Source organism: Paenibacillus sp. FSL M7-1414 (assembly GCF_038003195.1).
Taxonomy (GTDB): Bacteria; Bacillota; Bacilli; order Paenibacillales; family Paenibacillaceae; genus Paenibacillus; species Paenibacillus amylolyticus.
On sequence record NZ_JBBOOS010000001.1, the window covers coordinates 6,363,710 to 6,383,989 of the forward strand.

Consider the following 20,280-nt stretch of genomic DNA (forward strand, 5'->3'; position numbering starts at 1 on the left):
TTATATACCAGTAAATGAAAGCGCTTCATTGGACAAAATTAGACTTGTGTATTGGATTATTTTAAACCTTAATCCTGCCGCAAATGCTCTCTCGAACGACTCATTCCGTGCTACTGCCTGAATTGCCTGACATACGAGGTTGTCCCTTGCGCATCTCCCCTGGGGAAACTCCGAAATGCTTCTTGAACACTCTATAGAAGTAGGACACATCCTCATAACCCGCCATCTCGGCAACATGCTTGAACGGAATCTGTTCATCCATCACCCATTCTTTCGCTCTCGTCATACGTAATTGGATAACATAGTCGGTTACGTTCACCTCATACTCTTTCTTGAATACCTTGCTGAGATATTCCTTGCTGACAAAAAAGATCTGGGCGAGCTGCTCCAGCGTAATCATCTCCATACAGTGTTGCTCAATGTATTGCTTCACCTCGTCCAGGTTCAGCTTGTTCTTAAATTTGCGCTGCGTAATCAGCTGCTCCAAAGCCTGATAGTACGGAGTCGAAATCCATGCGATCGTGGATTCAATGGAAGCCAGTGCAGCCGCAGGAGGTAGCGCCGTTGCTTCGGGCCGCTCGTACAAGCCATTGGAGACGCACAACTCATCCAGCAAAGCCTGTAATTCATGAGCCACCCGCCCAAGCTGCCGAGGTCTGTTAATCTCGCATCGTTCCAGCTTCTGCTGTAACTGCTGGAACCACTCCCGCAGACTCTGAACGTTCAGGTCATTAAACCGCAGGCGGGCCTGCTGTTGAAACAGGGAGAACTCACCTGCGAACGAAGATGGGTACGATTCCCATGATTCAGGCGCAGATTCCACCTTCTCCAATTCTTTTGCACATTTGGCCAACACACCATTCAGTTCATCCGGATTCACCGGTTTGAGCAGATAATCTGCAGCCCGATGGCGGATCGCATGTTTTGCATAATTGAAGTCGTCATATCCGCTCACCACGATCACCTTGATCTGTGGGTACTGTCCGCTCAGCGTCTGTAACAGTTCCACACCGTCTGTACCGGGCATTCGCATATCCGTAATGATAATGTGAGGCTGATGCTGCTTGACCAGTTGTATGGCCTGCTCACCATCCTCTGCCTCACCTGCAACGGTCATGCCGAGTTCATTCCAATCTCCCAGGTTGCGCAAAATATCCCGGTTCCACGGTTCATCATCCACCAACAGCACTCTGTACAGTTCCTTTGTCACAAGGCTTCGCCTCCTGTATTGCAGGGGATTCGTACCGTAACGCTTGTCCCCTGTCCGTATTCACTTTCCATGCTCATCCCATATTCAGGTCCAAAATGCATTATAATTCGTGAGGCCGCATTGACCAGTCCAATACTTGTACCTGAACTCCACACCCGATCTGCCTGCCGGGTAAGCCGCTCCAGTCTGGACTGCATCTCCGTTAGTTTCTCAGCATCCATACCCACGCCGTTATCACAAATTCGAATGGTTACATCTGTAGGTTCACAGACGACCTTAATACCCAGCTTCCATTCGCCCTGTTTCTTCTCCAGACCATGCAAAAATGCATTCTCCACAATGGGTTGCAAAGACAACTTGGGGATATAACACGCCCGAAGTTCTCCGGTAATCTCCAGTGTATATTCAAGCCTGCCGGCAAAACGTTGCTTCTGAATCAGCATATAATGCTCCAGCTGGTCCAGTTCAGACTGTAGGGGTACAAGTCCATCTGGCGCTCGCACAATATAACGAAACATCTCGCTCAAGGCTCGAATGACCTTGTAACTGTCTGCCGGTTTTTGCGAGTAGACCATGCCGCCAATCATCTGCAGTGTGTTTTGCAGGAAATGCGGATGGATCTGAGATTGCAGTGCTTTGAGCTCGGCCGTCTGCTTCTCCAGATTCATCAGGTAGTTGTCGCGAATATGTTCCCGAATACGATTAGCCATGCCATGCAGATTTTTCTCCAGCAGACCAATCTCATCTACCCGACCGCTTCGCACCACTTCCCTGCCCTTGATCAGTTGAATACCCTTCATGGAATTCGCCAGTCTGACAATGGGCTTTGATGTCCGCCAGGCCACCAGCGCAGCTAGTCCCACAGATATGACAGTGGCCAGGCCACCCACAACCAATCCGTATTTCATCGTTTCCAAGGCACTTTCGTTAACAACATGGGCAGGTACAATCTTGATCACACGCAGTCCTGACGGCTCAATGGAATGAAAGAATACGTACTCCTTGGCTGTACGGATAAACCCCGAACTTTCTTTTGTGCCTGCCAATTCCTCCAGTGCTTCCGCTGAAGGCTGAATATCTTGGTTTGGCTGATAGACCGGACTCCCCGTGCTGTCAGCAATATATACCGCATAGTCACCCCGGCTATCCAGCAGCTCCAGGGTCTGGTTGAACTCAGCCCACTTGACCTCCAGACTGATGGCCCCGATCTGTGCCTGATCCTCGAAGCGGTTCATGCTGCGGGTCATGTGAAACTTTTGCGGATCGTCCGGATCATTGATAATCGTAAAATCTTTATGTTGTGCAAAAAGCTCATGATATCCTTCCGGTATTTCCGATACCGCTTTGATGCGAGAATCCATCGAGTTGAAGGTGAACAAGGTGTCCAATTCCTTCAGGTACAGTTCAACGCCAAATACATAATTGCCAGCCGAATAGTATACACTGTTCAGCATATTGAACATGGCCTTCTGTTCATCGAATCGGCTGGCCGCCGGCGCTTCCTCGTTCAACGCCAGATATTGATGCAATTCGTCACTGATCTGAATCGAATAGATAATGTTGTTCATGCGCGCGAACTGTTCACCCAGATAGATGGAGGCCCAGTTCATATTGGCTCGGTTGGTCTCCATAATCTCCTCTTCCATGGAAGAGCGGGTATTCTCAGCAGCCATAGCGGTCATGGCAATGACGGGCAGAACGGCCAGCAGCGTCATGGTAAGAATCAATTTATTGCGAATGCTGCGTTTGAAAGGATCTATCAGCTTCCGATAACATTCGGTAAACACAGCGCATCCACTCCTGAGCTAAAATAGACAAACGCCCCAGCATGGAAGCTGAGGGCGCTTTGGTCTTTATATTCGTTTGGAAATGTTAAAATATCACGTTATACAATAGAATGAATGGTTACACGAGATCACTACGTGGTCAGAACAACCTTCTGATCGCTGTTATCCCCGGATTTTTTTGATTCCCTTTTCTAAGGGGAAAATCCGTTGATAAAGGCGAGGTATATGCTTCCGATGCAGCTTTCTTTCAGAAAGCTTTTAGCTCCGCTTCCTCAGGTTATTTCTGCCCTCTCCGTTAACGTGTACATGTTGAATTCAACTTATATACCTATATTTATTATTTCCTATTATTGTTCGACAATCCGTATGCCCCATGGCTCCAGTTCGATCTTCTCTCCTTCAGCAATCGGGGTTCCTGCCAGAAGTTCCGTCCCTTCCCCATAAGCATTCACGAAGGATGTTGCCTCATCTGCATAATTGAAATAATAGCGAATCGTGTTCCCTTGATCGTTCACACCTGTCTTCACAATGATAGGAAAAGCCAGCTCCTGATCATCTCCCCATACGCCCGCTTCCTTCATGACACGTTCCAACACCTTACGGATCACCGCAGAACTGGTGTAACAGCCGACATAGGTTGCTTTGCCTTTTCCATAGGCATTCTGGGTAATTGCCGCATATTCACCCCAATGTGGATGATCATACCAAGCGAGTACTTCAGCCGTTGTTGGTGTAATCAGTTCCATCCAGGTGTGGACCTGGTTCTGCTCTTCACCAACTCCAAATGGATCATCGCGCAGCGAAACATGTTTTGGCTCTACAAAAAGGTTATAGCTGATCCCGCATGCCTCACTAATTAGCCCGGGCTGGCGGGTAGAGCGTACCTTGATATGCTCATTTGCAAATCCGCTTTTGAACGAGTAGACGATATGTCCGCCATCCTGTACGAATTGATTTAATTTTTCCAGCAATGAATCCGAAGCAGCATACAGAGCAGGTACAACGAGTACGTCATACTCCGCATAACTCTCAACCGATGGGTCGATGAGGTCACAGCCAATGTTCATCTTGTACAATTCATCGTACATCCAGCGCACCACGTCATTGTAGTTCTTGTCACTGGTGAAGTTAAAACCAAACCACTTGATGGATGTCAGTGCCTCATTACTGAACAGCACGGCTACCCGATTCGTTTTCTTCAGATTCACGAGCTTTGGACTGAGACGGGCAAAATCCCTACCAATGGTCTTTGCTTCGTTGTACACCGGATTCGGTTCGAAATCATGACTGAGCAATCCTTTCCAATACGTCTCAAAGGAATTATGCAACGAATGCCAGTGCCAGTAGGCGACCATGTTCGCTCCTGATGCCAGATGACTGAATGCCTGCAAGCGTAGCTGCCCCGGATAGGGAACCCAATGCCAGAACGCCTGCGCTTCGGTCTCCAGCACCAGATAGTTCGATTGTTTGGTTGAACGCGCCACATCCCCGCCGAATGAAATTTCAATGCCCGTCAGATCATCCTGGGAAGGATGGTAGATGTCCACACTGGTGATGTCAAAAGGTTTCGATGCGGCAAAATGATCCACATCCCCTTGAATGCCGTAGGAATATCCACGCCAATCAAAGTCAAAATTCTGGGTAACAAACTGTCCTTCCTGTTTGTATTCATTCACGATTCCCACTTGCCAAGCCAAAAAGTTGGTTACCAGCTGTCGCTGGAACTTGGCAAATTCAGCGCCCAGACTACCGTTGATCGTTCCTACAACAGACGGGAAGTCTTCCCAACTATTAATCCGATTGCTCCAGTAGTCGAGGCCAAATTCCTTGTTGAGTTCATCCAGAGAACTGAACTTGTTCCGCATATATTTGACGAATTGAAGTTGGACATTATCTCCGGCCGTATTGTAATGCTTCGTCTCGTTATCTGTCTGATAACCGATTACCGCTGGATGTGTGCTTACCCGAGAGATCAGCTTGCGGATGATCCGCTCGGCATAGAATAGATAAGTTGGATGTGTAATATCCATGATCTGTCTTGCGCCGTATTTACCAGGTCCCTGCGAGGTGGTGGCCAGCACGTCCGGATGTTCCTTGACCATCCATGTAGGAACAGCATACGTTGGTGTCCCAACGATGACCTGAATCCCTGCCTCATGCATGGCATCCAGCACACGGTCTACGGAAGAGAAGTCAAATACGCCATTTTGTGGTTCATGGGTACTCCAGGTTGATTCTGCAATGCGGACCACGTTAATCCCTGCATCCTTCATCATCTGAATGTCTTTGTCCAATCTTTCGTAAGGCATATATTCATCATAGTAAGCTACGCCATATAATAATTTGTCCATGATTTAATCTCCTTTTTAGGTGGATAATATAATGATCTTGACGTGTGCAAGAGTTGACATATTCCAATCCGTAATGGTAGCGTTTACATTAATGTCGGTTGAAGAACAAGAATTGTTCAGCAACCACTTCAAACGCTGATGTGTTAAATGGATTAACCATGCTCACGTTAAACTGATTATAATGAAGTATACTACGGGTGCCGATTGTATAAGGCAAGTTGTTTTTACCCTTTTCCGAGGTGAATATGATGGATATCCGATCACAGCTCCGAGAAATGCCACACCATACGCTGGCCCACTGGCTGCCTATTATCGACTGTAACATCAAATTCTATGGTGCTCACAGCCAACAAGTACCCTATGGATGGGCGATGCCCGAGGAATCACATCCGGGCTTTGAGATTATGTTGATCATCGAAGGTACGCAGGAGAGTGTGATTCATGGTTATACCTATACCGTGGAGAAAGGTTCCATTCTTCTCATTCCTCCCGGGTTCAAACATACAAATCAATGTGTATCCACGGAAGGCATGACTTATTTTAGCGCTCACTTTAATGTGGATGATCCGGTCTTCACCCTGAAGCTGATGTCACAGCACAGCCGAATCTACGCAGCAGGTACGGCTGATAATAGGAAAATGCGCGTTGTGCTGGAGGGTTGGATGGGGATGATTAACATATCTGAGGCCTACACATCCACTGACAAAATGATCATGCAGGCACGCATGTTTGAACTGTTCGCCCTGTTGTCCCAAGCCGCTGACAATGAACCGGAGGCCACCACTTCCGTTGCTGTTTCACATGCACCAGCTCCAACAGCCATGCATTATGCGGGAGCTATAGCGGAGGCAATCAAGCAGGCATTCCATGCCCAGCTTCGAACCAAGGAAAGCAGTGTATCCACCGTCAAAGTAGAGCAGATTATATCCTCGTTTGGCATAAGCCCGGGATATGGTCTACAGGTCTTTCGCAAGGTGTACGGGCGATCGCCCAGGGCTTACCTGTCCAGCTTGAAGTTGCAGGAGGCCAAAGTGCTGATCGAACAGCCAGAGCTGTCGCTCGGGGAAATTGCGTGGAAGCTCGGTTACACCCATCTGTCCCATTTCAGCAGACAATTCAAACGTTGGACAGGCCAAAGCCCGCTTCAATATCGCAATCATCATGCAGATGCATCAGGTGATCCTGTATCCTACAGATCGGAATCGAGTCCTGAATCTTGATTACGGATACGCTCGTACTCTTCCGGCGTGTTCATATTACTCAATTGTATCGCTACTTGATGAACGCCCGTTCTCTCAAGCTCTTCCGCTTCGACATAACAGCAACCGATCTCTTCAAGCCATCGCATGACTCGAAGATGATCCTGTATCAGACGTTGCTCCAGATCAGGGAGCACTCGTATGTGGTAAGCCCCTGCAAGAGGGTGGACATGTCCACCCACGCGTGGAACGATAGCAGAATAAGAGTCATGCGACTCGGCCAGCTTTTTTATCCCATCAAAAAAGGACGTTTGCAGGAGCGGCATATCGCAGGCGCAGACTAGATTCCATTCCGTACCGGAATCCTCCAGTGCCGCGTGAAGACCGGCGAGTGGCCCCTTCCCCGGATAGTGATCCTGAACGCAGTCGTAGCCCATTGTACTGTAGGTTGTCACATTGGGTCCGGCAGCCACGATGATACGGGATACAGCGGGTCTCATGGCATTTGTGACATGTTGCAGTACAACGGAACCATTCAGTTCCAGCATGGCCTTGTTGGTCCCCATGCGACTGGATAATCCTCCTGCCAATATGATGCCTGTCCATTCACGCGTGTTCATGTTGTTATCCTCCCTCCTGGTAACGATATGTGTTTGACTGCATCAATTTCAAAACGTTCGCTATGCATTGAATCCCCTTTCAACAAATGATACATTGAACAATATGCATTTGAAAGGAATGGCTTAATTGGACAGACCTGCACCTTCAAGAGGCAATCCCTCATTGGTTTCACTGAAACTATATAACTTTTTCATATATGGAGCCATCTCGATCTTTGCCGGATTCCTGCAGCTTTACCTGCAAGAGATTGGTATGACCAAACTGGAGATTGGCAGTCTCATGGCGATTGGACCCTTTGTATCCTTGTTTGCCAACCCGTTCTGGGGTTTCTGGAGCGATAAATCTCGCAACATTCGTATCATTCTGATGATTATGATGGGAGGCACATTTGTGCTCGCCCAAGGTGTATTCTATGCGCCCACGTATACGTGGATCTATGTAGCCATGATTTTCTTTTATTTTTTTCAAAGTCCATTATTTGCTCAAACTAATAGCCTGATTCTCGGATATATCGATGGTACAAACCAAAAATTTGGATCATTCCGGCTCTGGGGTTCACTCGGTTGGGCACTGACTGCCGTCGCAGCCGGACCGCTCATTGACCGTTTTGGCATCGGCAGTGTATCCATTATATTTGCGTGCATGATTGCCACCGCCTTTGTATTATCCGTATTTCTACCCAGACAGCCGATCGCTTCGGATACACCGGTGGTTACTTTTCGGCGGTTTGGCAAAGTTATGTTCAATCCGTATTTTATGGCATTTATCGGCCTGGGTGTACTCGTATCGGTGCCTAATGCCATGAACAGTACGTTTATGTCACTATACATAGTAGAAATGGGTGGCGACAAACAGATGGTCGGCTGGGCCATCTTCACCTCATCCATTCTCGAAGTCGGCGTATTCCTTCTGCTCGACCGTTTACTCAAACGCAAAATGAGCATGCTCCTGGCATCTCTCATTCTGATCAGTGTGCTGTTTGCACTTCGCTGGCAGCTCATGGCACTGGCTAACAACCCGCTGGAGATTGTATTCATTCAGTTGATGCACTCCATTACGTTTGGTGGGTACTTCTATGTAGGTACGCAACTGACCATGCTGTTTATCCCAAGACCTTATCGTTCTTCCGGTCAAGCGGTCTACACGATGGCCTGGGGCGGTCTCTCCGGCGTCATTGCCGGTCTGTTCGGCGGCTGGTTGTTCCAGAGCTTCGGTGCAGAAATCATGTATAGCATTGGCGTATTCTTCTCGCTCATCGGCGCTGTCGGATTTAGCATCATGTGGTTATCGAATCGACGTAACGGCTATCAGCCAGTTGTATTGACGGAGATGGGCAATATGGATGAGGACAGATAATCTTTTGTTTGAAAAAGTTGAAGGATTTCCACTGGAACACTACGAGGACAGAAGAATCTTTCGATCGCTGTTATCCCCGGATTTTTTTGATTCCCTTTTCAAAGGGTAAAATCCGGGGATAAAGCGGAGCTGTAATTCGTTCTATCATAATATGAACACGATGCTATTTTCTCTATAGATTTTAACTAATCATTAAACTGAACAAACACATGCATATACTTATCTAATCCTGGAAAACCGGTTGTACCTTTGATATCCAAGAAATTCAGTTTCTCTTTCCAGTCTACTCTTTCTTGATCGGAGTCATCAGTCGAGAGTTCAAAAATATATGCTAAGACAAATGCATCCATACTCGAGACCCCGTTTTTCAATTGTACCCACTCTTGAGGGAGCACAACTTGATTGTTAACCGCTGTGATTTCTTTGCCAGAGAAATTAAGAATCAGTTCTTGTCCTTCATTTTTAATCGTGGTGATTTTTTTCTTTCCATCCCATTTAAACGTTGCTCCAGATCGTTTAAAAACATCTTTCACTGGGATATAAATGGATTTATAAGTTGTTTTTGTTGCCTTTCCATCCTTTATGACACTTAGTTCAACTTTTTTTAGTGATGAATTGTACACATTCGCCGCACGTTCCTTAAAAGGTAGATCTATTAGGGATTGGTCCAAAGCAGCAGAGGCAACAGAGCCTACACAGACAGCTAAAGTTAACATCAACAATAAAGAAACAAATCGCTTCATCTTGATTCCTCCTTGAAATTATTGTTCACATTAACTTAAACGCCGAAAGTTGGAAAAATGTTTATTTAAGTATCCCGTTGTATTAATAATTATTTTTTGTGTATCCACGCAGAACCAGGACTTGTATTAGTACAACCTTCTTTATCAATTGCAGGCGCACAAGAAAAAGGCGTCTCCATTGGCTTATTGCCCTGGAGACGCCTTTTTCGTTCATAGATTTAAGTTTACTGCTAACCTATCGTCCTACCTATGTTCACATTACGCCTTCGGCAGTTGGAATGAGCTTTTCAGGGATACGACCCGGTTAAATACCGGACGTCCTGGCTCGGAATGTTTTGGATCTACACTGAAGTAACCGTGACGGAAGAATTGGAATTTATCCTGAGCGTTTGCTTCCTTCATCTCTTGTTCCACAAACCCGTTAACAATCTCAAGGGAGTTCGGGTTCAATTGATCCAGGAACGTTTTCTCCGGTTGCTCTTCCACAACCTCAGCTTCAGCCCCAGCTACTGCCACTTCGACCTCTGCTTCCGGTGCTTCATCCAGGATCAACGGCTCGTACAGACGGAATTCAGCAGGTACCGCTTGAGTCGCTTCTACCCAGTGGATTGTTCCTTTGACTTTACGGCCAGTAAAGCCACTGCCGCTCTTTGTCTCCACATCATAGGTACAATGAATCTCAGTCACATTGCCTTCTGCATCTTTGATCACATCGTTACATTTGATGAAGTATGCATGTTTCAGACGAACTTCGTTGCCAGGGAACAAACGGAAATATTTGTTCGGCGGATTTTCCATGAAATCGTCTTGTTCAATATAAATCTCACGGGAGAACGGAATTTGGCGATTACCCATCTCCGGGTTCTCCACATTGTTCTCTGCTTCAAGCCATTCCACTTGCCCTTCAGGGTAGTTGGTAATAACCACTTTGAGCGGGTGCAGGACAGCCATCGTGCGCGGAGCTTTCAGTTTCAAGTCTTCACGTACAAAGTGCTCCAGCGTTTGCAGATCGATAACTCCATAGTTTTTGGAAATGCCTGTCTCATATACAAAATCACGAATAGCTTCCGGTGTATAACCCCGGCGGCGCAGACCCGAAATCGTTGGCATGCGCGGATCATCCCATCCATCCACATGACCTTCGTCTACGAGCAGTTTCAGCTTCCGCTTGCTTGTTACCATCTGGGACAGATTCAGCCGACCAAATTCATATTGATGCGGTTGGTTCTCCATCTCACACTCGGCAATAACCCAATCGTAGAATGGACGTTGATCCTCGAACTCCAGAGAGCAGAGGGAATGCGTTACACCTTCAATTGCATCTTCGAGCGGGTGAGCAAAGGCGTACATTGGATAGATACACCATTTGTCGCCCGTGTTATGATGGTGTGCATGTGAAATCCGGTAAATAACCGGATCGCGAAGATTGATATTCGGTGCAGACATATCGATCTTGGCACGCAGCACTTTCTCTCCGTTCTTGAATTCGCCTGCACGCATACGTGTGAACAGGTCGAGATTCTCTTCCACCGAACGATCACGGTACGGGCTGTTCTTACCCGGCTCCGTCAGCGTTCCGCGCATTTCACGGATTTCGTCGGCGCTTTGGTCGTCGATGTAGGCTTTACCTTTTTTAATCAACAAGACAGCACGGTTGTACATCTCGTCAAAATAATCCGAGGCAAAACGTTTCTCGTTCCACTCGTATCCGAGCCATTTCACGTCTTCCTGAATCGATTGAACGTACTCTACATCTTCCTTGACCGGGTTCGTGTCATCAAAGCGCAGATTCGTTTTGCCGCCAAATTCGCCGCCCAGCGTAAAGTTAATCCAGATCGCCTTGGCATGGCCGATATGCAGATAACCGTTCGGTTCCGGAGGAAAACGGGTAATAACTTCCTGGACTTTCCCAGACCGGAGATCTTCGGTAATAATATTTTTGATAAAGTTAGGTGGGGTTGTACGATTGTCCACAGGTATCAAACCTTTCATGAATGGATTGGAGCCTTAGGGAATTGCAGCAATTCCGGCTATAATTCCTTAATAACGAAGTCATTTCCTGAAAAAATCTATTTTCTTGGAAAGTTTCGTACGCGTTTCATTTAAATATACCTTTAACGGGGGAGGAGTTCAATAAAGAACGGCACCAAAGTCAGGATAAGCCGTGCATAAATAGGCCCTAAACCATTTTGACGGGTTGGCTCGAATCATGTAGCATGATAGTAAAAACAAATTAAAGGGAGGGTTTCCCATTCCATCGAACTCGCTTAAACTGACCAAAGAACAGCAGGATGAAGCCATTCGCACCATCCAGTCGTATTTCGAAGAGGAACGTGGCGAAGAACTCGGCGATCTGGCCGCTTGGGGTGTCCTCGACCTGTTCATGACACAGCTCGCTCCCTACATATATAATCAGGCACTCCGTGACGCACGCACAACGGTTAATCAACGCATGGCCTCAATGGAAGAAGACCTGTTTGCACTGGAGCAAAAGTTACCCAAGACTTCCCGTTAATCCACTACAAATACGTGTTCAAAAAATCTGGTTTTCATATTCGATGCTAATAATGCCGCTAGGCATAATTCGTAATCAAAAGTGGACTTTTTTGAATAACACTATACAAAGAAAGAAGGTTGCATTCATGTTTACCTATTCATTGGATGAATATACCGAACTCCGGCCACTAGCCATGGAACATACCAAACCGCTGTTTGAACTGACGGATCGCTCGCGGGATCAACTGAGACATTGGTTGCCGTGGGTGGATCATGTGACAGAAGTGGAACACACCTCGAACTTTATTACCAACGCGTTAAAACAAGGTGCCGAGAATGGCGGATTCACCGCGGGAGTATGGTCAAAAGGGGATCTAGCCGGCGTCATCGGATTCCACGAGATTAACTGGACCAACCGCTCGGTAAGCATCGGATACTGGCTTGGCAAAGGTTTTGAGGGTCAGGGCTTGATGACAAGCGCTTGTCGCGTTCTGGTTGATTATGCTCTGGTGACCCTGGATCTGAATCGCGTCGAGATTCGCTCGGCAACGAATAACAAACGGAGTCGCGCTATCCCTGAAAGACTCGGATTTGTTCTCGAGGGTGTCATTCGTCAGGCAGAGAAACTGCCTAAAGGTTACGTGAACCATGCGGTGTACGGCATGCTTCAGCATGAATGGGAACTCTTGCGCTAATTCGCCTACATAATAAATCGGAGTGATCTCTCCCAACATAATGGATCAACACGAATACCCTCGATCTCCACGGAATGTGGTGACAGAGGGTATTTTATTGCATCCATGACTTTTATAGGGCTCGGACCATGCCACCATCCACGATCAATGAGGTTCCGGTAATGTACGTATTGGCTCCGGATAACAGGAATACAACCGCTTTGGCAAACTCCTCTGGTTGACCATAACGGCCCAGTGGAATCTCTTTACGGAATTGGTCAGATACCTCTTCCTCACTGATTCCATTCTGCTCAGCCCGTGCTGCATCCAGCTCACGTATACGGTCTGTTGCAATACGTCCTGGCGCCACCGTGTTGATCAAAATTCCGTATGGAGCCAGCTCCTGGGATAACGTCTTCGCCAATCCAAACACGCCAGTACGGAACGTGTTGGACAGCACCAGACCCGGAATCGGCTGCTTCACCGAAGTTGAAGCGATATTGACAATGTGTCCTCCACTTTCTTTCATATAAGGAAGAGCACCGCGAATCAGCCTTACATAACTGAGTACATTTAATTCAAATGCACGTTCCCAATCTTCATCCGTCAGTGACTCAAATGAACCCGATGGCGGGCCACCCGAATTGTTCACCAGAATATCAATCTGTCCGAACATTTCTGCTGTCTTGTGAATCAGAGCCTCAATATCTTCCTTGCGTGTCACATCGGTTGCACAATATTCCACACGTCCGCCACCACCAAGCGCCAGAAGCTCCTGCTTCACTGCTGCGAGCTTTTCTTCGCTCCGGCTGGCGAGCATGACGTCAGCACCTTCTGCTGCCAATTGAGCGGCTACCGCTTTGCCCAGTCCTCGACTGGAAGCCAGCACCAGTGCTTTTTTACCCCTAAGTCCCATATCCATCGTTGTTCCTCCTCCTCAGCTATGTTTCTATTTGGTCTGGATAAAATAACCCATAAGAATATCGTCCACATATTTGCCTCCGATATAAAACTCGGAAACCAACCTGCCTTCCGTCACAAATCCACACTGTGTATAAAACGTTATGGCTCCCGGATTGCTGGAAAGTACGCGCAGCCTGAGCTTGCGAACGCCTTGTTGGGCCGCATGCTGCTTAATGGCATCCATCAAAGCTGTGGCAATGCCACAACGCCGATCATGAGGATGAACCGCAATATGAATCTCGTAGACATGACGGTTGACGGGCATACCTGTGGCTGGATTAAAGCCCACATAACCACATACCCGCTCTCCTTGCACCGCAATCAATTGACTGCCTGGCGGGCAATGCTGCAGATATTGTTGTCTGGAACGCCATTGCATCGGTGCAGGAGAGGTGTATTTGTCCCATACCAGGGCATCCAACTCCATTAGCTGGGCTGCATCTTTAATCTCGGATGGACGAATCGTGAATGTATGGCTGGTAAGCATAATGATTCAACCTTTCGTGCTATAGTCGACAACGCTGTGCGTTACAACGTCGGGAGAGTTAAGAACGTTGAGAAACTTAGGAATAGGAAGACATTGTTCGTTTACTCCACTATTTAAGTTTTTTGTTCTATATATTGTAGCATAGCCTCAGCTTTGACTAAAATTCCACTCGGTATTGAACCTTTTCGCAAAATGAAATAAACACTTAACCTTGCCGTAACGTCATAGTTTATACTGATTCGATAAGGAGGGGATGCATGATGAATATCAAAGAGGCAGCAAGCAGGCTTGGTATATCGGCGAGAGCCATTCGTTTTTATGAGGAAAAAGGATTAATTCTCCCCGCCAAACAGTCCAGTAACGGGTATCGTACATACACCGAGAATGATATCTGGCGGCTTCAGACCATTGCTGCGCTGCGTGAGATTGGCATGTCGCTACAGGATATTACACATGCGATAGGAGAGATTGATCAAGGGAATCAGCAGCGGCTGGAAGAATATCTGGAACTGCAACAGGCCGTCATGTATGCCCAGTGGATTGAGCTCAAACGTATGATGGATACAACCCAGCGCATGATTGATCTGAATCGTCAGGATGGTCCGTTGGATGTCAGCCATCTGCACGATCTCGCGGACAGTGCCCGTCGCCTGCGCGAAGCACGGCAGAACTGGCATGATCGGTGGAATTATGACACGCAGGCAGCCATCCACGATCAGCGAGTGCAGGCGGAAGGCAGAGGCAGTACTGAACACCCCAATTCAGAGGGCAGGCATCATTCGGCCTACGCCTCACCTATAAGCGATGAGAATGAAGTTTCACATCCAAACCAGGATACAGATCATTCCACGCCGAGCGATTCCAATGATACGGTACAGTCTTCCTTTTATCTGTATCACAACTATGACGAAGCGCTCGAACAGACAGCTCATTGGATCTCTCCAGCCCTTGGTTAGAAAGGACTTGATATTGGTACAGGCACAGGTAATCTGGCTGGGAAACTGCTACAGCACGGCGCAGACATGACTGCAATCGACCAATCCCGGGAGATGCTACGCAGATGTCGTACCAAATATCCTGAGATGCATGTGAAACTTGGTAATTTCCTGGCGCTGCCTTTTGCCGATCATTCCTTCGACTTTGTTGTATCCAGCTTTGCTTTCCATCATCTGAGTCCAGATCAGCAACTATTGGCATTACAGGAGATGCAGCGGGTATTAACCTCGCGCGGACGTATCGGCCTAACCGATCTGATGTTTGTTGATGCGACTCACCGTGATTCCTATATTCGGCAGGCAGAAACCACAGGACACGAGGAACAGCTGCGCGCCTTGCGCGAGCGTCACTTCCCTCTGCTGGATGAGCTATGCGGCTGGCTGGAGCAACAGGGCTACGTAACAAAACATGTGCGGCATAATGAGCTGTTGTACACGTTGCTGGCGGTCCCGCTGCGCTAGTGGATTATGAGCATATGCCAAAAAGGCCATCCCGCCTTGATTAAAGGAGGATGACCTTGGTGTACATCATGTTATGAAATTACATATAGATATCAACAACCGTACGCTCAGTTGCACTGCGTGCTTGTCTGAACTCATCCAGTGAGATGCTTACTCCGCCTTGACGGTAACGGTTCGCTGTACGCTCAGTACGAATGTCTTTGCCATTCACCGCTACACGGCTCACAGCACCTTCGTTCAAGTGATAGATAAACGTCACCGGCTCACCCGCATACTCAAATTCGAATTGCATGCCGTTCAGCTCAGCTGGCAATACCGGGTCAATGACCAGATCGCCGCCCTCTTGACGAATGCCAAGCGCATTGGAGATCAGCTGGTTCATGTAGATTCCAGGGCCACTGGAGTAGATTCTCCATCCGCCTTTCACCTGTACAGTACCTTTACGAAGCTGGTCAAAATGCTCCTGTGCCTCGTAACGCGTATTAAACTTGCCGTCCGAACTACTGAAGTATGAGTTCGCTTGGCGAATCTCCGCGTTAGGTACAACCTCGCCGATACCAACCGGGTTGATCATCGCGAGACCATTCCACACCTGATCTGTCTTCCCGAGCTTCGCCATCGCTTCCACATAACGGATATGAGCATGAACATATTGCAAACCAATCTCACGTCCGAAGTTGGACGCTTGCTCTGCACGCTTGAAGTGTGTGCTTACACCACCAGCATATTGAGCTGGACGATTCATCAGACGCACGCCATCCGGGCATAGGAACTGCTCACGGATCAAGGCATAATGTGATTCTGCTTGCTCCGCATTCAGCAATTCACCGATCATGCTGCGCGTCATTGGCAACAGACGATATTGAATGCCTGTCTCTGTGTCTGTTGGATGAAGCATCAGCTTCGCTTGGTCCGCTTCTTCCATGTATACAAAACCTGGAATCACATCTGTGCCCAGCATGTAACGGTTAAAGTCCTCACGGATGCCTTGAGCCAGCACGTCAAGCTCCTGTGCAAAATCCGCATCCTTGAATTTCAGCGCATGCGAGAGCACGTTCACGGATTGATACGTCAATGCCACCGTCCAACTGCTCACCATGTATTGCTTCAGCTGTGCATTGGCTGGTTGGAGCGTATCATCCCAGTCGCCATCTCCGTAGGAAGACAGGAACGTATCGTGCAGGAAGTGCGAACGGATATATTCGATCTCTTTTTTCGCGTGATCCAGTACCGTTGCCGTCTCTTCCGTGAACCCGAAGCTATGTTTGACGGTATAAGGTACTTTCTCATCCAGGATTGCATAGTCGCGAGTCGCTGTCAGGTAATCCGCCAGCACTTTCAACGGCCATACGATGATGTCGCCATGACTCTCTTCCTGTTGAATCGCAAAGTATTTATCAAACATGAACCATTGCGGCCAGTTGCCATCATCTTCATATTGGTGGGTATAAACCATTTTGATGATATCGCGAACTTGCTCATATTTTTGCGTTGCCATAAAGTACTCTACCGGACCTTGGCACACATCCCGTGTACCCCAAGCCGCGCCGCCATACTGCTCCAAACCGTGAGGCACGGAGTAGTGAACCAGCATATTGTGGGTGTACCACCAAGCCAGCGCATTTACTTTGAACAGATCCTCAGCACTCTGACCTTCGCCACGGGACAAACGGAACCCGTTCATCACACCTGCGAAGAACTCGCGGTATGCCTGCACTTCCTCTTCAAACGTCAGGCTTGAGCCTGCTACCACTCCGCTGTCCGCTTGGCCTTCCAATACCCCTTGTACCTTCAGCGTCCATTCAGCACTTGCTTCCAGACTAAGCGTAACCAGTGATGCGGAACCACTGCGGATACCACTTGCCAGCAACGTTTCGTCCCCTACATTCACAGCTGCGCCATCCACCGACATGCGGTATTGCAGATCCGGATATGTTCCAGCACTAATCGCTTGCGGATCAGCCTTGAAGATCAAAGTATCGCCATCCTGCGTCATATGCAGCGGATACTCGTATTCATTCACATTCATCGTAATCTGGTTTGTTACCAGGTAACGGTATGCTGTGCCACTTGTGGAGCGTACGTTCATGCTCACCTCGGTGGTGTGTGCCCCTGTATAGTTCGTTACGATGATCGTATCGGATGCCGTTTTGTAGATCCAACGTACATAGTTGAAGCCAATTTCGAACAGGGAAGGCATCGTCAGCAGACGATATTGTCCGTCCATTTCCACATAGATGCGTTGTCCCGCCGTTTTCGGCACGTTTAATGCATTGCGAGCATTACTGATCATTTTATTAAAATTGGTGTTGCCAATAACGAGTTGTGAGTTGAAAATACCGTACATATACGATGTTGTCGTAATAACCTGTGCTCCAAGTTGCACGTTGCCACCACTCATCAGAATGTGACCGTGCGGACGCTCTACAAGCAATTCTTTTGCTTTCAGAACGATATGTTCATAGCTGCCTGTGAAGAAGGATAACAGTTCCTCACCGTTGTGCTCTTCCTGATGACGATCAGGGAACAGATCATGAATCTCATCTTGTGTCAGATCGAGTGTTACCAGCGGTTCACCCAGGAAGGAGGACAGTTTCACCTGTTCCAACGTATCGCCGTTTTCCACAGTCAGAGCCTGTACTTCATTCCACGCTGCTGTAACTTCATCTCCAAATTCCAGTGTAGAGATTCCTTCGGCATGATTAGGCTTCGCCAGTCCATAGAAGACCACCTGAGCTTCTCCGTTCAGATTCACCAGTTCAGATTGCAATGCCGTATAGGCAAATTCATACTGATATGTCTCATTTGCCAGCGTTGGGCGATTCAAGCTCTCTGGTTGATTCGTTTCCTTGTACGACAGACCGAAGAATTGGAATCCATCTGTGGAGTAACCAACTGCTTTGGTCAGGGAGCCTTGTTGCATATATGGAAATGCGCCGCCCTGAGGCTGGTTTTGACGGGAACAAACGACATAACCTTTCGCTTCATCTTCAAACACCGTGTGGTCAATGTATTGTGACAGATAAGCTTCATTACTGCGTACCGCACCTGGATCAGCAAGCCCTACATCCTGTCCGTACACCACGTCTACGTTATCTTGTTGTCCTGTGAGCTTCACATCCCAGAACCATACACCTTGAGGTGTAGCCGTAAATACGACCTGATAGCCAATGCCTTTTTCGCTACCTTCCAGCTGGACTGTGCCCTCCCAGATCAACTGGTTGCTGGATTGTGCCTTGCTTGTAATCACCTTGCTGTTCGAATGTACACCGAGCAACGGGAACGAGCTGATATTCTCTCCCTCATGTACACGCAGGTACAGGTTGTTCAATGATCCATCAATCTGGTTGCTGAGCAACTGGTTCAACATCGTTGTACCGGATGTAGCCTGGTATAGGTCGCCACTGTTCAAAAAGGTAAAGGATAACTCTCCGGCAATTAACCGGATCGGTTCATTAATCATCGTTGTCATAAGGTTCACTCCTTGAATTAGTTAAAATCGAAACGTTTCGATAATTCTGAAAAAGAATAGGGGCCTCTTCAAACCAGCTTTTTACAGCCCGTCCGGACGATAACCCCATCATTAAACTTTTACTTCAGCATGCAGGCAGTTCTTTTTGTTCAGACTCAGTCTAAATCGAACGTACAGAGCTGCGCTCGATCATATTAATCGTTAACGTATATGAAGGGTCAACCGCTTCGCCATTGAGCATCTGGAATAACAGATGTCCGGCGAGCGACCCGGCTTCATGCTTCGGCTGGCGTATCGTTGTCAGCGGTGGATGCACATATTCGGACAACTGAATATCATCAAAACCGATCACGGAAATATCATTTGGCACCGATACACCACGCTCTTCCAATGCCTTCAGGCCACCAATCGCCATCTCATCGTTACCGTAAAATACCGCTGAGGGAAGATCGCCCTGCATGATCATCATTTTGGTTGCACTGTATCCGCCCTCACGCACAAAGTTACCGTTCAGACGCCATTTGGACTTTTCTTCAAGTCCCGCTTCCCGCATCGCTCGCAGATACCCTTGGTAACGGAGCGCGTTGTCATACGAGTTGGATGGGCCACTGATATATGCAATCTTCTGATGTCCTGCCTGAATCAGGTGGCGGGTAGCAAGGTAACCCCCCTGCTCTCCATCCACCAGCACGTTGACCAGATGGTCACTCGACAGCTGACGATCCATCACAATGATCGGAAAACGATGACCGGCAGATTCTACCAGAATATCATCATGAATGTTATGCGCCAGAATGATGGCTCCATCTACTCTTTTTTCACGCAAAAATCGCACTGCCGTTGAATCCCGTCCACCCATGGAGCTGCAAGCAATCAGGTCATACCCGTTCGCGAGGGCTACATCCTGTACACTACGGATCAATTCCGAGTAATATGGGCCCGACAGATCGGTCAGGATCAAAGCGATCGTGTTTGTCCGGCTCCGTTTCAGGTCCATGGCAAAGCCGTTCTTGCGGTAATTCAGTTCTCGTGCTGCCTCAAGCACTTTAGCCTTGGTCTTGGCACTAACCTTGCTATCCCCGCTCAGCGCATAGGAAGCAGTCGAGAGTGCTACACCTGCCAGCTTTGCCACATCCTTAATCGTTGCCATTCCACGTTCGCTCCTTCTAAACTATATATAAGTTCAACTAAAGAATATTTACACTTACCACTCCGATGACAGAATAACCTTCCGATCGCTGTTATCCCCAGATTTTTTTTAATTCCCTTCTTCAAAGGGAAAATCCGGGGATAAAGGCGAACGCTTCGCTTCTTCACGTTATTTCTGTCCTCTCCGTTCTCGCGTAAAAAGTTTAGTTGAACCTATAAAGAACAAATTCAAGGTTACCCACATTCTATACGATACATGGTTAGAACAACCACTAAATCCTTCATGATCGTTTATTAATCTTTTTACATATCATA

16 protein-coding genes are annotated in these 20,280 nt (G+C 47.7%); 6 read left to right on the forward strand and 10 right to left on the reverse strand.

All coding sequences use genetic code 11. The features are described from left to right. Positions 1-100 precede the first annotated feature (100 nt). The 3 genes from MHH92_RS27830 to MHH92_RS27840 all read right to left on the reverse strand — a co-directional run bounded on the left by MHH92_RS27830 (position 101) and on the right by MHH92_RS27840 (position 5,348). Entirely contained in the window at positions 101-1,210 is a 1,110-nt protein-coding gene (locus MHH92_RS27830; RefSeq protein WP_340907273.1) for a response regulator, read from the reverse strand. After that, positions 1,207-2,997, reverse strand: coding sequence for a sensor histidine kinase (locus MHH92_RS27835; RefSeq protein ID WP_340907274.1), 1,791 nt, complete (start codon positions 2,995-2,997; stop codon positions 1,207-1,209). The genes MHH92_RS27830 and MHH92_RS27835 overlap by 4 nt, the downstream gene beginning before the upstream one ends. Before the next feature lie 347 nt (positions 2,998-3,344). Then, a complete protein-coding gene (locus MHH92_RS27840) occupies positions 3,345-5,348 on the reverse strand; it encodes a beta-galactosidase (protein ID WP_340907276.1) in 2,004 nt (667 codons plus the stop codon). A 245-nt stretch (positions 5,349-5,593) separates the two neighbouring features. On the opposite strand from MHH92_RS27840, the gene MHH92_RS27845 reads away from it, so the two are divergent. Further along, positions 5,594-6,568, forward strand: a complete 975-nt coding sequence (locus tag MHH92_RS27845) for an AraC family transcriptional regulator (protein WP_340907277.1) — start codon at positions 5,594-5,596, stop codon at positions 6,566-6,568. Here the strand turns inward: MHH92_RS27845 and mobA are convergent. Then, entirely contained in the window at positions 6,538-7,167 is a 630-nt protein-coding gene (gene mobA, locus MHH92_RS27850) for a molybdenum cofactor guanylyltransferase (RefSeq protein WP_340907278.1), read from the reverse strand. The genes MHH92_RS27845 and mobA overlap by 31 nt on opposite strands. 163 nt (positions 7,168-7,330) lie before the next feature. Here mobA and MHH92_RS27855 point away from each other — a divergent pair, with 163 nt between their 5' ends. Further along, positions 7,331-8,524: an MFS transporter gene (locus tag MHH92_RS27855; protein ID WP_047840746.1), complete on the forward strand. Its 1,194-nt coding sequence runs from the start codon at positions 7,331-7,333 to the stop codon at positions 8,522-8,524. Positions 8,525-8,709: 185 nt separating this feature from the next. On the opposite strand, the gene MHH92_RS27860 is transcribed toward MHH92_RS27855, so the two are convergent. Both MHH92_RS27860 and MHH92_RS27865 read right to left on the reverse strand, forming a co-directional pair. After that, entirely contained in the window at positions 8,710-9,267 is a 558-nt protein-coding gene (locus tag MHH92_RS27860; RefSeq protein ID WP_340907279.1) for a stalk domain-containing protein, read from the reverse strand. A 258-nt stretch (positions 9,268-9,525) separates the two neighbouring features. Beyond that, positions 9,526-11,259, reverse strand: coding sequence for a glutamine--tRNA ligase/YqeY domain fusion protein (locus MHH92_RS27865; protein ID WP_340907281.1), 1,734 nt, complete (start codon positions 11,257-11,259; stop codon positions 9,526-9,528). A 280-nt stretch (positions 11,260-11,539) separates the two neighbouring features. Between MHH92_RS27865 and MHH92_RS27870 the strand changes: the two genes are divergently transcribed. Further along, positions 11,540-11,782, forward strand: a complete 243-nt coding sequence (locus tag MHH92_RS27870) for a DUF2164 domain-containing protein (protein WP_244988428.1) — start codon at positions 11,540-11,542, stop codon at positions 11,780-11,782. 127 nt (positions 11,783-11,909) lie between these two features. Beyond that, positions 11,910-12,458, forward strand: a complete 549-nt coding sequence (locus MHH92_RS27875) for a GNAT family N-acetyltransferase (protein ID WP_036612698.1) — start codon at positions 11,910-11,912, stop codon at positions 12,456-12,458. Positions 12,459-12,570: 112 nt separating this feature from the next. Here the strand turns inward: MHH92_RS27875 and MHH92_RS27880 are convergent, their stop codons facing one another. Further along, positions 12,571-13,359 (reverse strand): SDR family oxidoreductase, encoded by a 789-nt coding sequence (locus tag MHH92_RS27880; protein WP_076209748.1) that lies wholly within the window; start codon positions 13,357-13,359, stop codon positions 12,571-12,573. Positions 13,360-13,386: 27 nt separating this feature from the next. Then, positions 13,387-13,887, reverse strand: coding sequence for a GNAT family N-acetyltransferase (locus MHH92_RS27885; protein ID WP_127548957.1), 501 nt, complete (start codon positions 13,885-13,887; stop codon positions 13,387-13,389). Positions 13,888-14,144: 257 nt separating this feature from the next. Here MHH92_RS27885 and MHH92_RS27890 point away from each other — a divergent pair, with 257 nt between their 5' ends. Next, positions 14,145-14,843, forward strand: a complete 699-nt coding sequence (locus tag MHH92_RS27890; RefSeq protein WP_340907284.1) for a helix-turn-helix domain-containing protein — start codon at positions 14,145-14,147, stop codon at positions 14,841-14,843. Between the two features lie 12 nt (positions 14,844-14,855). After that, positions 14,856-15,344: a class I SAM-dependent methyltransferase gene (locus tag MHH92_RS27895; protein WP_340907800.1), complete on the forward strand. Its 489-nt coding sequence runs from the start codon at positions 14,856-14,858 to the stop codon at positions 15,342-15,344. A gap of 79 nt (positions 15,345-15,423) precedes the next feature. On the opposite strand, the gene MHH92_RS27900 is transcribed toward MHH92_RS27895, so the two are convergent. Both MHH92_RS27900 and MHH92_RS27905 read right to left on the reverse strand, forming a co-directional pair. Beyond that, positions 15,424-18,816, reverse strand: a complete 3,393-nt coding sequence (locus MHH92_RS27900) for a GH36-type glycosyl hydrolase domain-containing protein (RefSeq protein WP_340907285.1) — start codon at positions 18,814-18,816, stop codon at positions 15,424-15,426. Positions 18,817-18,976: 160 nt separating this feature from the next. Next, positions 18,977-19,966, reverse strand: a complete 990-nt coding sequence (locus MHH92_RS27905; protein ID WP_340907286.1) for a LacI family DNA-binding transcriptional regulator — start codon at positions 19,964-19,966, stop codon at positions 18,977-18,979. Positions 19,967-20,280 lie beyond the last annotated feature (314 nt).

What these genes read in the sequence shown, in the direction of transcription:
- MHH92_RS27890 (WP_340907284.1), top strand. Translation starts at nt 14,145, where the DNA reads ATGATGAATATCAAAGAGGCAGCAAGCAGGCTTGGTATATCGGCGAGA.
- MHH92_RS27900 (WP_340907285.1), bottom strand. Translation starts at nt 18,816, where the DNA reads ATGACAACGATGATTAATGAACCGATCCGGTTAATTGCCGGAGAGTTA.
- MHH92_RS27880 (WP_076209748.1), bottom strand. Translation starts at nt 13,359, where the DNA reads ATGGATATGGGACTTAGGGGTAAAAAAGCACTGGTGCTGGCTTCCAGT.
- MHH92_RS27840 (WP_340907276.1), bottom strand. Translation starts at nt 5,348, where the DNA reads ATGGACAAATTATTATATGGCGTAGCTTACTATGATGAATATATGCCT.
- MHH92_RS27845 (WP_340907277.1), top strand. Translation starts at nt 5,594, where the DNA reads ATGATGGATATCCGATCACAGCTCCGAGAAATGCCACACCATACGCTG.
- mobA (WP_340907278.1), bottom strand. Translation starts at nt 7,167, where the DNA reads ATGAACACGCGTGAATGGACAGGCATCATATTGGCAGGAGGATTATCC.
- MHH92_RS27885 (WP_127548957.1), bottom strand. Translation starts at nt 13,887, where the DNA reads ATGCTTACCAGCCATACATTCACGATTCGTCCATCCGAGATTAAAGAT.
- MHH92_RS27875 (WP_036612698.1), top strand. Translation starts at nt 11,910, where the DNA reads ATGTTTACCTATTCATTGGATGAATATACCGAACTCCGGCCACTAGCC.
- MHH92_RS27905 (WP_340907286.1), bottom strand. Translation starts at nt 19,966, where the DNA reads ATGGCAACGATTAAGGATGTGGCAAAGCTGGCAGGTGTAGCACTCTCG.
- MHH92_RS27865 (WP_340907281.1), bottom strand. Translation starts at nt 11,259, where the DNA reads ATGAAAGGTTTGATACCTGTGGACAATCGTACAACCCCACCTAACTTT.
- MHH92_RS27860 (WP_340907279.1), bottom strand. Translation starts at nt 9,267, where the DNA reads ATGAAGCGATTTGTTTCTTTATTGTTGATGTTAACTTTAGCTGTCTGT.